The organism is Actinocrispum sp. NPDC049592 (genome assembly GCF_040675465.1).
Classification (GTDB): Bacteria; Actinomycetota; Actinomycetes; order Mycobacteriales; family Pseudonocardiaceae; genus Kibdelosporangium.
In genome coordinates this window covers 1,413,500-1,425,818 of the sequence record NZ_JBFAPA010000001.1, presented here as the reverse complement: position 1 = coordinate 1,425,818, position 12,319 = coordinate 1,413,500, and the positions used below count along the sequence as shown (strand labels likewise).

Annotated in this window: 12 protein-coding genes; 4 read left to right on the top strand and 8 right to left on the bottom strand. The window is 67.0% G+C overall.

From position 1 onward, the window contains the following. Nucleotides 1–15 precede the first annotated feature (15 nt). On the bottom strand, nucleotides 16–477 hold the full coding sequence (locus AB0J95_RS06815; RefSeq protein ID WP_364753271.1) for a MarR family transcriptional regulator: 462 nt from the start codon (nucleotides 475–477) through the stop codon (nucleotides 16–18). An 81-nt stretch (nucleotides 478–558) separates the two neighbouring features. Between AB0J95_RS06815 and AB0J95_RS06810 the strand changes: the two genes are divergently transcribed. Together AB0J95_RS06810 and AB0J95_RS06805 are read left to right on the top strand one after the other, a co-directional pair. Then, complete coding sequence (locus AB0J95_RS06810; protein ID WP_364753269.1) at nucleotides 559–1,878, top strand: NAD(P)/FAD-dependent oxidoreductase; 1,320 nt, start codon at nucleotides 559–561, stop codon at nucleotides 1,876–1,878. Between the two features lie 70 nt (nucleotides 1,879–1,948). After that, on the top strand, nucleotides 1,949–2,659 hold the full coding sequence (locus tag AB0J95_RS06805) for a phytanoyl-CoA dioxygenase family protein (protein WP_364753266.1): 711 nt from the start codon (nucleotides 1,949–1,951) through the stop codon (nucleotides 2,657–2,659). A 9-nt stretch (nucleotides 2,660–2,668) separates the two neighbouring features. Here the strand turns inward: AB0J95_RS06805 and AB0J95_RS06800 are convergent, their stop codons facing one another. The 3 genes from AB0J95_RS06800 to AB0J95_RS06790 are packed head-to-tail and all read right to left on the bottom strand — an operon-like array spanning nucleotide 2,669 to nucleotide 6,197. Then, complete coding sequence (locus AB0J95_RS06800) at nucleotides 2,669–4,975, bottom strand: FtsX-like permease family protein (RefSeq protein WP_364753264.1); 2,307 nt, start codon at nucleotides 4,973–4,975, stop codon at nucleotides 2,669–2,671. Between the two features lie 5 nt (nucleotides 4,976–4,980). Next, complete coding sequence (locus tag AB0J95_RS06795; protein ID WP_364753261.1) at nucleotides 4,981–5,676, bottom strand: ABC transporter ATP-binding protein; 696 nt, start codon at nucleotides 5,674–5,676, stop codon at nucleotides 4,981–4,983. Further along, on the bottom strand, nucleotides 5,673–6,197 hold the full coding sequence (locus AB0J95_RS06790; RefSeq protein ID WP_364753259.1) for a PadR family transcriptional regulator: 525 nt from the start codon (nucleotides 6,195–6,197) through the stop codon (nucleotides 5,673–5,675). Before AB0J95_RS06790 ends, AB0J95_RS06795 begins: the two co-directional genes overlap by 4 nt. 105 nt (nucleotides 6,198–6,302) lie before the next feature. Between AB0J95_RS06790 and AB0J95_RS06785 the strand changes: the two genes are divergently transcribed. Next, on the top strand, nucleotides 6,303–6,770 hold the full coding sequence (locus tag AB0J95_RS06785; protein WP_364753256.1) for a CGNR zinc finger domain-containing protein: 468 nt from the start codon (nucleotides 6,303–6,305) through the stop codon (nucleotides 6,768–6,770). Here the strand turns inward: AB0J95_RS06785 and AB0J95_RS06780 are convergent. Then, nucleotides 6,767–7,975 carry a DUF445 family protein gene (locus AB0J95_RS06780; RefSeq protein ID WP_364753541.1) on the bottom strand — a complete coding sequence of 403 codons (1,209 nt, stop codon included), beginning with the start codon at nucleotides 7,973–7,975 and terminating at the stop codon, nucleotides 6,767–6,769. The genes AB0J95_RS06785 and AB0J95_RS06780 overlap by 4 nt on opposite strands. Nucleotides 7,976–8,061: 86 nt before the next feature. On the opposite strand from AB0J95_RS06780, the gene AB0J95_RS06775 reads away from it, so the two are divergent. After that, nucleotides 8,062–9,225: a pyridoxal phosphate-dependent aminotransferase gene (locus AB0J95_RS06775; RefSeq protein WP_364753253.1), complete on the top strand. Its 1,164-nt coding sequence runs from the start codon at nucleotides 8,062–8,064 to the stop codon at nucleotides 9,223–9,225. Between the two features lie 151 nt (nucleotides 9,226–9,376). Here AB0J95_RS06775 and AB0J95_RS06770 read toward each other — a convergent pair whose 3' ends face one another. The 3 genes from AB0J95_RS06770 to AB0J95_RS06760 are packed head-to-tail and all read right to left on the bottom strand — an operon-like array spanning nucleotide 9,377 to nucleotide 12,220. Beyond that, nucleotides 9,377–11,356 (bottom strand): CHAT domain-containing protein, encoded by a 1,980-nt coding sequence (locus AB0J95_RS06770; protein ID WP_364753250.1) that lies wholly within the window; start codon nucleotides 11,354–11,356, stop codon nucleotides 9,377–9,379. Then, nucleotides 11,353–11,703 carry a hypothetical protein gene (locus AB0J95_RS06765; protein WP_364753248.1) on the bottom strand — a complete coding sequence of 117 codons (351 nt, stop codon included), beginning with the start codon at nucleotides 11,701–11,703 and terminating at the stop codon, nucleotides 11,353–11,355. The genes AB0J95_RS06770 and AB0J95_RS06765 overlap by 4 nt, the downstream gene beginning before the upstream one ends. Beyond that, nucleotides 11,687–12,220 carry a sigma-70 family RNA polymerase sigma factor gene (locus tag AB0J95_RS06760; protein WP_364753245.1) on the bottom strand — a complete coding sequence of 178 codons (534 nt, stop codon included), beginning with the start codon at nucleotides 12,218–12,220 and terminating at the stop codon, nucleotides 11,687–11,689. Before AB0J95_RS06760 ends, AB0J95_RS06765 begins: the two co-directional genes overlap by 17 nt. Nucleotides 12,221–12,319 lie beyond the last annotated feature (99 nt).

Genomic DNA, 12,319 nt, shown 5'->3' with positions numbered 1-12,319 from the left:
AGCTGACAGTTCGTGTCAGGTTTGGGTCAGTCTTTCCACACAGATCCGGGCGGCCTCGCTCGAGCGCTCGGTGTAGTCGAGGACGACGCGCAGCTCGTCGTCGGTGAAGTGGGTGTAGACCTCCTCCCACACGTCACCGGGCATCAGCGGGCCGATGTCGTCAAGGGCCTTCGGCGTGTGCCGGACGATCGTGCGGCGCCGGTCGGCCGGGTCCCGCTCACGCTCGACGTACCCAGCCCGCTCCAGCCGGTCCAGCGCCGCGGTGATGGCGCCGCCCTTGGTCAGGCCGACCTGTTCGGCGAGTTGCCCGGCGGGCAACGGACCACTCATCTGGAGCAGGTTCAGGCAGTTCAGGTCGGTCGTGTTGATGCCGAGCCGGGCCGCGACCGTCTGGTGGAAGAACACGCCGCGTCCGGCCGACACCCTCGAGGCTTCGGCCAGTGCCGCGAGCAGCTCCCCGCGATTGTCGGTTGACACGATCTCTCCGTCTGCTTAATCTCTCGGTTAGAGAGATACTTAGTCTCTGATCTTCTCTATCGTAGAGCATAGGAGAGTTCGATGCACGTGATCATCATTGGCGCGGGGACCGGTGGACTGGCGCTGGCACAGCGGCTGCACGGGGCCGGCGTGCGAGTTTCGGTCTATGAGCGGGATCGCACGAGATCCGATGGCCTGTTCGGCTACCGGGTGGGGATCTCGCCGGACGGCAGCCGCGCGCTGGCCGCGTGCCTGCCGCCGCAGCTGTTCGAGACGTTCAAGAAGACCGTCGCGATCACCCCCGAGTACACCAACTTCATCACCGAGAAGATGAGCGAGCTGTTCAGCGCGGGCGGGCCGGCGGACGCCGAGATCCTCGGACCGGCCGACCCGGAGTTCACCGAGCGGTCGGTGAGCCGGATGACCTTGCGGCAGATCCTGCTCACCGGCCTGGAGGACGTCGTGCACTTCGACAAGAAGTTCGCGCGCTACACGCAGAACCCGGACGGCAGCGTGACCGCGTTCTTCGAGGACGGCTCATCGGCGACCGGCGATGTGCTTGTCGGCGCGGACGGCACCTCGTCGCGTGTGCGCAGGCAGTACTTGCCACACGCCAAACTGGTGGAGACGGATCTGTTCGGCGTCACCGGCAAACTGCCGTTGAACGACGAGACCCGCGCCCTGCTGACCCCTCGCATGCTTCGTGGCGTCACGATGGCGTTCGCCCCCAAGGGCGTGAACACGATCTTCCACGTCATGGAGTTCGAGTGGCAGCGCGGTGAGACCGATCCCGAACTGGTCAAGGCCTGGCCCGGGCTGACGTTCGACAACACCCGCGACTACATCATGTGGGGCTTCGGTTGCCATCGCCGGTTCCTGCCACCGGACTTCATGCAGCTGTCGGGCCCGGAACTGCACCGGCTGGTCCTGGACCGCACCCGCGACTGGCACCCGAACCTGCGCAAGCTGTTCGAACTGGCCGACCCGACGTCCTGCTTCCCGTTGAACATCCGGACGTCCGAACCTGTCGAGCCATGGCAGAGCACGAATGTGACCCTGATCGGGGACGCGATCCACACCATGACACCCGGTCTCGGGGTCGGCGCGAACACCGCGTTGCGCGATGCCCAGATCCTTGGCGACAACCTGGTCCGCCAGAAGTCCTCTGTGGACGCTATCGCGGCCTACGAGCACGAGATGCACGGCTACGCATGGGAAGCCGTCATCAAGTCGCGAGCCCGCTTCGACGGGAACTCGATGGCGTACAAGCCGGTGATCGGCCGGCTCGGGCTGGCGGTGATGCGGACCGGTATGCGGGTGGTCAACCACGTCCGACCTTTGAAACGCAGGATGCTCAAAGCCGAGGTGCGTAACCGGGACCACGCTCGCCAGGAGGCGTGAAAAATGCACCCAGCCCCCTCATCAGGTGAATTCACTGGCGTGTCCCTTGGGCAAGGACCAGCCTGGGTGTATGCGGGAGGTATTGGCGGAGTTGGGGGCAGGGCCCGATGTTCTCGCCGGGGAACACCGGGCCGACCTCGACGAGTTCGGCTTCTGCCGGTTCGACGGGTTCGTCCCCGCCGACTCGGCGGCCAAGATCGTCGAAGCGGTCGGGACGATGCTGCACGGCACGCGACAGGGCGGCACCTTGCACGTGAAGGGCCTGCTCGACCGGAGCAGCCTGTTCGACAGTCTGTGGCTTCGCCCGGAGCTGCTCGCCGCCGTCACCCATGTGCTCGGCCCGGAGTTCCAGATCCGGGAGATGCATTACCGCGCGGGCACTCCCGGCCACGGCAGTCAGGCCTTGCACATGGACGCCACCGACCGCGCGGGCCCTGGCCAGTGGCGTGCCTGCAACGCCATCGTCGCCCTCACCGACTTCACTGACCGCAACGGCGCCACCCGGGTCGTCCCCGGCTCTCATCTCGATCCCTTCTTCAAACCTCCTCGAGGCCATGGAAAGCACCCCGAGGAGATCCTGCTGACCGGTCCCACCGGCACCTGCTGGTTGTTCAACAGTCATCTGTGGCATTCCGGCACCCTCAACGAGTCCGACGCCCCGCGGCACGCGATCCTGACCGCGTTCCACCGCCGCAACAGCGGTCCCACTCTCGGCGGCGAGCCCCTGCCATCGAACGAAACCATTGTCCGCCTGGGGACAGCGGCTTACCTCCTGCTGTGACCGACGAGGTCACTCGGTGCGTAATGCGTTGAGGTGCGTCGCGCTCTTCAGCGTCGGCAGGGTCAGGGTCGTGATCACCAGGATGAGGCCGGCGGCGGTCGCGGCCATCACGCCGATGGTCGACCAGTCAACGACGAAGCCGAGCCCCATCAAGCGGAACACCAGCAGTCCGAGGCCCACTCCGGTCGCGACCGCCAGCACCAGGGCCACGAACATGGGAATCGCGTTCTGCCACAGCAAAGATCTGACCAAAGTGGACGTCGGCACACCGGTCGCCGAGAGCGCCGCGATGGCTCGCCGCCGTTCTCGCATCTGCTCCAGTGCGACAACGAGCAAGCTGACGCTTGCGACCAACAGGGTGAACAGGGAACCGGTGAGCAGCCCCTTCCGCAGATCGAGGAACATCTGAGCGGTGTCGTTCAGGGTGACCAGTCCTGGTCTGCCCACCTTGAGCCGGTCCCGGTGGCGATCGGCGACGTTGAGGACCTCCTCCTGTGCGTCCGCGTTGGCGCGATCGGTGACCACGACACCGGCCGTGCGGTAGTCCAGCGGAGCCGAGGCGTTCACGGCACCGGGCGTGAGCAGCACCCCGCCGAACGCGTACGAGTCCGGACCGATGGAGATCCGCTGGATTGCCAGCGGAAGCCGCAGTGTGCCGGTGAACGGCCGGGTTCTGTACGAATCGAAGGGCTCGGCGCTGTTGAGCAGGTGCAGGACGGCGCCTGGGTGGATCAGGTCCTGACCCTGGGCCATGAAAGCGTCCCCATCGGCGCATTCGGACACGGCGGCGGCTTGGCGCAGGTTCGCGCAGTCCGCGACCGTGATCGGAATGATGGCATCGACAGCGCCGGGGTCGTTGCCGGTCGTCGCCATGAGTGTGCTGACTGCGTACGTCTTGGTGACTCCCGGCACTTTCGCCCAGGCGGCGGGCAGGTCGTCCGGCACCTTGCCCGGACCGTCCACGAACACCATGTTGCTCATGTCGATGTCCCGAGCGCCTTCGGGTGGAGCACCGAAGCGGTTGAGCTGCCCCATGAGGACCATCTGCAGGGCCACTGCCCCAGCGAGGACGACCGCCAGCCCACCGACGACCCGCGCAGGAGTGCCGGGGTCGAGTTGCAGACGGCGCATCGCCAGCTGGAAGGACGGACCGCCGCCGCCTCGGAACCGCGCGACCACCCGCTCCAGCACCCATGGCAACAACGTCGGCACACCAACGAGAAGCAGTGTCGACCCGCCGATGATCTTGAGCATCTCGATGGTGTCGTCCGCCATCTCCCCATCGGTGACAAGCAGGAGAGCCACTCCGACCGCGATCACCACGAGACGCCACAGCATCCGCCGGGTGACCGGCTTCGCCTGGCGGACCACGCCCAGTGGTTCGATCACCGTGCTGCGCAAGGCCAACTGGGTCGTCATCAACGCCAGTACCGGCACGCCGACCAGGATCGACCCGACCAGCCAGGCGGGCGGAGTGAGGTCACTGGGGAAGAAGTTCTCGTTCGCCACGACGATGTCCGCCGACGATGAGCGCAGGAGCAGGAACAGCCCGCCGCCGAGTAGCAGCCCGAACACCGTGCTCACGAGGGATTCCGCCGCCGCGATCCGCCGTACCTGTCTCGCGCCCGCACCGACCAGACGCAACGCCGCCAGCCGCCGGTCCCGTTCCGCGCCGGCCACCCGTGCGCTGCTGGCGACGAAGATGAAGACCGGGATCAGCAGCGTCACCAAGCCCACGACCAGAATGATCACCAACTGGGTCGGCAGCTCGCTGTGCAAGTCGGGCACACCGAACCGGTACGCCGGAACCGCTTGGTCGAACTTGGTGTCGGTGCCGATGATCGCCAGTAGCTCTTGCGGCTGGGACAGCCCTGCCTGCCCGATCGTGCCCACGATCGGTTCGGACAGCCGGGGTTTGAGCAGCGCCGAGCCGGGCGACGCCAACAGCTTCGCCAAGGCCGGTGACACCACGCTCTCGCCCGGTCCGGGCAGCCGGTCGACCCCGGGCATCCGCGGTGTGTTGGGGCCGGTCGCGCGAACGAAATTCCGCTCTATCAGGACACCGTGGAAGCTCGTGGCCGAGCGGGCGACCTCGAGCGCGTCCACGCCGGGCAGTTGTTCGTGGTTGACCGGCGTCCGGGCGCTCACGCGCTCACTCTGGGCCTGCATCGCCGGCTGGATCGCCGCCGCCACCAGCAGAACCCACACGGCCAGCCCCACACCGACAGTCCCGAGCACCAGCCGGACCAGCGTCGTCCTGGAGTTCCGGCCGCCCCCGACAGCCAGCCGTACTCCCATCGCCAGGTCATTCAGCATCGTCTTCACAACTGCCCCGCGGGAACGACGTCCACCTGCCGCGACCGCCCGTCCCGCACAACGACCTCCCGGTCGGAGTAGGCCGCGACTCGCGCCTCATGCGTGACCAGCAGGATCGCCGCACCGGTCTGCTGCGCGGCGTCAACGAGCGACGTCATCACGCGCTCACCGTTGAGCGAGTCCAATGCCCCGGTCGGTTCGTCGGCGAAGATCACCCTCGGCCGGGTGACCAAAGCCCGCGCCACGGCGACTCGTTGCCCTTGGCCGCCCGAGATCTCACTCGGCCGATGCCGGGCGACATCTCCGACCTCCAGCCGGTCCAGCCAGTCCCGGGCCCGCCGCTCGGCTTCACGGCGCCGCACTCCGCCCAACCGCAACGGCAGCGCGACGTTCTCCAGGCAGGTGAGCTCGACGACGAGCTGCCCGAACTGGAACACGAAGCCGAAGTCACTGCGCCGCAACGCACTGCGCGCGGTGTCGGACATCGACGACAGGTCGCGGCCGTCGTATCGAACGGTTCCCCCGTCCGGCCGGATGATGCCCGCCAGGCAATGCAACAACGTCGACTTGCCCGAGCCGGACGGCCCCATCACCGCGACGACCTCTCCAGCACGCAGGTCCAGCCTGGCACCGTCGAGCGCTTTGGTCTGCCCAAAGGACTTCACGAGGTCCACCCCGGACAGCAACGGATCCCCCGTCATGGACGCACCTGCCGTTGCAGCTCGTCCAGCCGGGCCGCGGTCAGCTCCAGCCACCGCAGGTCCGCTTCCAAATGGAACAACGCATGGTCACAGATCAGCTGGTCGGCCAGGTCCCCGCTGGACTTGCGCTTGGTCAGCTCACGCATCGCCCGCAGGTGCGCCGAGCGCTGCTGATCCAGGACGTCAGCCGCACTCCGGCCGGACATCAACGCCAGAACCACCTTGGTGTACAAGGTGTTCTGCAGGTACAGAGCCGGATCCTCCGGCGTGGCCAGCCACTCCTCCAGGTTTGTGACCCCAGCGTCGGTGATCGCGTACCGTTTGCGCTCCGGGCCGCCGCCCGGCTCCACCCCACTCTCCTGCACGAGCCCGTTGCGCAGCAGTCTGGACAGCGTCGAGTAGACCTGCCCGTAGTGCAGCGGACGGTCCTGCCCGAAGCGCTCGTCGTACGCGCGCTTGAGGTCGTAGCCGTGTCTGGGTCCGGTCTCCAGCAGGCCCAGCAGGGTGTTCCCGATCGACATACCAGAGACTCTACACCGGGTGTATACGCACCGTCTATACACCCCATGAATAGTGCGTTGAGCTGCACTTTAACCAGTTCGCGGAGAACGGCTTATTGTGGAGAGGTGGGTGCACATGATGTGCGGCTGGTGCTCGACTTCCTGAACACGATCGACATCGAGCAGGGCTCCGACGATCTGCAGACCGAAGCCAGCTGGCTGGCCTGGACTCGTGCCAGGCAACTACGTGAAAGCAACCTCGTCCATGCCCGCGCGGTCCGCGACGCCCTGCGCGCGACTCTCGGCGATCCCGGTTCCAACCCCAGCGAACTGGCTGAACCGCTGCATGTCTCGCTGGTCGCCGGCCTGCCGACGTTGACCGGGCTGGACGCTGTCGGATCGGTGCTCGCCGCGGCCGCGCGGCTGGCGGTCCTTGGCGAGTGGGAACGGTTCAAGATCTGCCCGGCGGACACCTGTCACTGGGCGTTCTTCGACCGGTCCCGCAACCGGTCACGGACCTGGTGTTCCATGCAGGTCTGCGGCAACCGGGAAAAGGCCCGTGCCTGGCGAGAACGGGCGCGCGCGACCGGCTAGGTGAACAAGTGGGCGATCGTGTAGATCGCCAGGCCGGCCAACGCACCGACCACGGTGCCGTTGATCCGGATGAACTGCAGGTCCCGGCCGACCTGCAGCTCGATCTTGCGCGAGGTTTCCTGCGCATCCCACCGGTCGATCGTGTCGGTGATCAGCGTGGTGATCTCGTCGCGGTAGTTCACCACCACGTAGGTGGCCGCGTCGAGCACCCAGCCGTTGACCTTCTCGCGCAGTGCGTCCTCGCCAGTCAGCCGCTTGCCCAGCGAAAGCAGCCCGACCCGCACGCGTTTGCGCAGCTCACTCGACGGGTCCTCGGCTGCCTCCAGGATCAGGCGCTTGACGTTCGCCCAGGCCGAGCCGATCACGTTCTGCACCTCGCGGTGCTCCAGCACCTGGTGCTTGACCCGCTCGGCGCGTTCCATCATCTCCGGGTCGTGCTGCATGTCCTCGGCGAAGCCGACCAGGAACCGGTCCAGCGCCTGGCGCATCGGGTGGTTCGGCTCGGTCTTGACCAGCCAGGCGAACGACAGCACCTCGCCGTAGATCCGGTCGGCGACGATGGTGTCCACGAACTTGGGCGACCAGGTCGGGGCGCGTTCGGACACCAGCCCGACGAACTTGTCGTGGTTCTCCTTGACCCACTCGTACGCGCGGTCGCACAACAGGTCGACGAGCTGCCGGTGCGTACCGTCAGCGAGCACCCGTTCCATCAACTTGCCGATCGGTGGCCCCCACGGCACGGCCACGATCCGCTTGGTGACCGCCTGTTCCAGCACGGCCTGCACGTCCTCGTCCCGCAGGACCGCGACCAGGCCACGGACGACGGTCGCCAGCTCCTGGGTGACGCGTTCGGCGTTCTCCTCCTGCGCCAGCCATTCACCGAGCCGCCGGGTCAGGTCGACGCGGACCAGCTTGTCCCGCACTACCTGCGGGGACAGGAAGTTGACCCCGACGAACTCACCCAGGCTGTCACCCAGGACGTTCTTGCGGTTCGGGATGATCGCGGTGTGCGGGATCCGGATGCCCAGGGGGTACCGGAACAGCGCGGTCACCGCGAACCAGTCGGCCAGCGCGCCCACCATGCCCGCTTCGGCGGCGGCACGCACATACCCGACCCAGGCCGGTCCACCCGCGTTCTCCCACGCCCACGCGACCCCGAAAATCACCGTTGCGCCGACCAGGAATGCCAGCGCGACCAGCTTCATCTTGCGCAGCGCGCGCTGCTTCTCGGCGGCTCCGGGGACGGCACCCAGTTGCTCCACACCTTCATTGTCCGCGAGGATCAGCCATCGTGCGTCGTCCAGCTCTCACTCCGCGGCTGCAGCCGTTCACCTCGACGATCTTCGCCGAGATGACCGCGCTGGCCACCAAGACCAACGCCGTCAACCTCGGCCAGGGCTTCCCGGACACCGATGGTCCGCCAGCCATGCTGGTGAAAGCCCAGGAGGCGATCGGTGCCGGTCTCAACCAGTACCCGCCCGGACCGGGTCGCCCGGAGCTGCGAGCGGCCATCGCGCAGCACCGGACCAGGTACGGAACGGCCTTCGACCCGGACACCGAGATCCTCGTCACGGTCGGTGCGACCGAGGCCATCGCGTCCACGCTGCTCGGCCTGGCCGGGCCGGGTGACGAGGTGCTGCTGATGGAGCCGTACTACGACTCCTATGCCGCGTGCGTCGCTTTGTCCGGCGCGACCCGCAAGGTCGTCCCGCTGGTCGAGGTCGAGGGCCGGTTCGCCCCGGATATCGACGGGTTGCGCGCTGCAATCGGTCCTAACACACGGTTGCTGCTGCTGAACTCTCCGCACAACCCGACGGGGACGGTGTTCACGCGTGAGGAGCTGACGGCGATCGCGGAGTTGTGCATCGAGCACGACCTGATCGCGGTGACCGACGAGGTGTACGAGGACCTCGTTTTCGATGGGCTTTCGCATGTGCCACTGGGCTCTTTGCCGGGGATGGCGTCGCGGACGGTGACGATTTCCAGCGCGGGCAAGATGTTCAACTGCACCGGGTGGAAGATCGGCTGGATCTGCGGTCCGGCCGAGCTGGTCGCGGCTGCACGGGCGGCCAAGCAGTTCCTGACTTTCGTTGGTGGTGCGCCGTTCCAGCCTGCCGTCGCATATGCCTTGGAGCACGAGGCCGCGTGGGTGCTGGGGTTGCGGGATTCGTTGGAGGCCAAGCGATCCCGGCTCGCGGCGGGGTTGGCGGAGGCCGGCTTCGGGGTCCGGGCGAGTCAGGGCACGTACTTCATCTGCGCCGACGTGCGGCCGCTCGGGTTCACTGACGGGCTCGAGTTTTGCCGTGAGTTGCCCGAACGGATCGGTGTGGCCGCGGTGCCCGTGCAGGTGTTCACCGACAATCCCTCGCAGTGGCAACACATTGTGCGGTTCGCGTTCTGCAAGAGGGATGAAGTGCTCGACGAAGCGGTCGCCCGGTTGCACAAGCTCGCCTGATTTCCCTTTGCCACCAACGATTCACCGGACCTGTCAAGACCCATCACCGGTCAGCTGTGGATAACCCGGGTCTGTGGACAACTCGGGCTAGTTGATCTTGCTTTCGCCCGGTCGCCGCCCGCCTCGGCTAGCTTGAATCTCGTCGGCGCGGTCAGCCCGCACCGATGCAGGTGAAGCCCAGGTGGCCGTGGCGATCTTGGGCATGCGCCAGCGCAGGGGCCGGTGTGTCGCCGGCCCTCAGCCGAGCACAGAAGGTGGTGATGAGATCGACGGCTTTGTCGTCGGGAACAGGAAGAGAGCTGGCGATCAGTGCTTGGGCGCCACGATCGAGGATCGCGGTGGCGAACACTTCGGCGCGGGCGACCTCACACGCGGACAGGATGAGCAGCCGGGGTGCGCGGGTGAGGTTCGTCAGGTCGTGACCGTGCAAAGGGCCATCAGCAAGTTCAAGGTACGAGTACATCGGTGCGTCGTCGCGGAAGCGGCCGTGCGCGGCGATGTGGGCGATATCGGCACCTTCTATGGCTCTGAGCGTGTTGGCCACTGTTGACCTTCGGCCGTGCAAGCGCGTCGTGTGGCGCAAGGCACTGACCTCACGTTCAGCATGCGTGAGGTCGGGGCCGGCCACCGACACCGTGCCATCACCGCGATCGGCCTTGGCCGCCTGGAGCCAGGCTGTCGCGGTAGGGGCGACCGACACCGGTCGCCCAGCGCACGATGGGAGTTCCGGCCACACCAGGCCGGACATCGCCTCGACGGGTACCAGGACCAAGGGGCGGTCTCCCAGCCGCAAGGGGGCGAACAGCTTCTCTTCCACCGACTTCGCGTGCACCGCCGGGTTCATCCGGAGGGCTGCCACGGCGGCTCTCAACCCGGCTGCGGGACCCAGGCAGTGCACGCGGACCCGGCGGTTCACCACAGTGCATGCGAGCAGCTCGCCGTCGCGGACGGCGAACCTGACGAGGGCTCTGTCGTCCAGCGCGTCAATGACGTCCACGGCGCGAGGTTCGGCGGCAGCCAATACCGTCCGGGGTCGGCGGGCTGCGCGCAGAGCGGTAGCTGTGAACTCGTGCGCCAAGTCGGGCGACTGCCTGAGCCCGGCGCGGCATGCAGCGAACAAACCTCGGTTGTCGGGTGCGAGCCTGGCGCGCGCGAGCCATCCGAGCGCCCTCAACCTTGGGGTCTCGGCATGTCGTTCGGCTTGGACACGAGTGAGCAGCTCCCTGGCCTCTGCCTGTGGAGCGGTCTGGGCTGCGGCCACGAGCAGCTCGGCCGCCTCCGTGCGACGCCCCCAGCGCAGGCAGCGGTCCGCGGTCCGGAGGGCAGCGGCGACGTCGATCGGGCGGGTGCGTAGTGCCAACGCATCCGCCGCGGCCGTCCATGCCGGTCGCCGCTGCTGCCGGAACAGCGTTCGGGCTCGTTGGGCCTCACGTGCCGCGAGGTCGGTGTCACCGGCTCGCAGCGCGCAGTACCCGGCGGTCAGCGCTGCTTCCGCCAGTCTGCTTGCGCGGCCAGCCAACAGGTTCTGCGCTTCGTCGAGCAGGGCGCTGGCGTCACGGGTCATCCCGGCGGCAATGAGCGCGGATGCCCGGTCAATCAGCGCTTCGGCCCGGCCCCGGCGCAAACCGCCAGCGGCCTGGTCGAACAGGGCCAGCGCCTTGGGCACGTCGCCGGCTTGCAAGGCGACGAAACCGCGATTGTGAACACACGTGGCGACCCGCTCATCTTCGCCGAGCGCGGCAAGGATCTCGGCGGCAGCAGCGAAGTCCCGGTCCGCGGCATCGAGGCGGAACAGGTAGGTCCGGGCTATGCCGAGTCCGACAAGCGCGTTGGCCTGCCATTTGAGATCGTCACTCAGATCTACATTGGACAGCTCTCGAACTGCCAGCTCATACGAACCCAGTGCGCAGAGTCGCAGCCCGTTGAGGCACTTGGCACGGCCAGGCGAGGCGCCGCGTCGGACGGCTTTGGCGATCTCCGACTCACAGGCTTGCCGGTTGCCTCGTTCGAGCTCGATCCAGGCGATGGTCAGGCCCGCGTTGGGGTCTTCGGCCAGCGCCAGCCTCGCCTTCGCCAGTCCGCCTTCGAGGTCTCCTCGTTCGACGCATTCGAGCGCCGCCGCGTTGCTCACCGAACGAACCAGTCCGTCGCAGCAGTCCCGACGACGAGCCGTGCCGGTCCGCGCGGCACGCAGTCCACTTCGAACAGTCCCATCGGGTCGATGGTCACCTGTGTCATTCCGTTGGGCCATCGGATTTCCAGCTCGGTCGCGCCGATGACCATGCCGGTCAGCGCCGACCCGATCTCCAGGTGAATGGTCACCTCACCACGTTCGAAACGCATGCACGTGCCGCGCGTCCCGGTGTCGGGCACCACATTGATGTGGTGGTACGCGATGTCCATTGGTGCCGCGGGCGCGGCCGGCATCGGGTCGAGGATGTCGAAGATGCGTCGTAGTCGTTCAATCACGAAACTCACGCATCCTCAATCGCAGGGTCTGCACGCACCGGTTCTTGGTCGGGCCAACGCTTCCGACGCCGACACCGATCGCTTCAGCCAGTTGCTCGTAGCCGTACTCCGGCATGTAGGCGATCATCCGCAGCAACTGCTGGCACCGCGGTGGCAGCAGCTCGAAGGCCGCCCACAGCGCCTTGTCGCGCGCCTTCACCAGCGCACTCTCTTCGGGGAAGAGGCGTTCGTTGTCGTTTTCCTCGGGACGCCAACGGATCGGCAGCGGTCGGCGGAGTCGCAGTAGCCGCAGGCATTCGTTCTTGGCAGTGGTCACCAGCCATGAGGAGATCCGGTCGGGTTGCTTCAACGTGTGCAACCGCTCGGCCAGGTTCAGCAGCGTGTTCTGGAAAACATCGGCCGCATCGGCATGCCCAAGCCGGAATCCCCTTGTGACAGCCCATATCTTCGGCCCGTACTCGGTGACGAGCGAGCGCCAGGCCTCGTCGTCCCACCGGGCCAACCCTTGAACAAGATCACTCGACATGCCCGGTCAGACGCAACCCTCGACCACCCCGCTCCCCACAAACGCCCCAAACCAACCATCCGAGTGACCCCCACAACCGACAGTAACCACCCACCCACC

Coding starts and splice junctions, on each gene's coding strand:
- AB0J95_RS06810 (WP_364753269.1), top strand. CDS start 559: ATGCACGTGATCATCATTGGCGCGGGGACCGGTGGACTGGCGCTGGCA.
- AB0J95_RS06805 (WP_364753266.1), top strand. CDS start 1,949: ATGCGGGAGGTATTGGCGGAGTTGGGGGCAGGGCCCGATGTTCTCGCC.
- AB0J95_RS06800 (WP_364753264.1), bottom strand. CDS start 4,975: ATGCTGAATGACCTGGCGATGGGAGTACGGCTGGCTGTCGGGGGCGGC.
- AB0J95_RS06795 (WP_364753261.1), bottom strand. CDS start 5,676: ATGACGGGGGATCCGTTGCTGTCCGGGGTGGACCTCGTGAAGTCCTTT.
- AB0J95_RS06790 (WP_364753259.1), bottom strand. CDS start 6,197: ATGTCGATCGGGAACACCCTGCTGGGCCTGCTGGAGACCGGACCCAGA.
- AB0J95_RS06780 (WP_364753541.1), bottom strand. CDS start 7,975: ATGAAGCTGGTCGCGCTGGCATTCCTGGTCGGCGCAACGGTGATTTTC.
- AB0J95_RS06760 (WP_364753245.1), bottom strand. CDS start 12,220: ATGTCGAGTGATCTTGTTCAAGGGTTGGCCCGGTGGGACGACGAGGCC.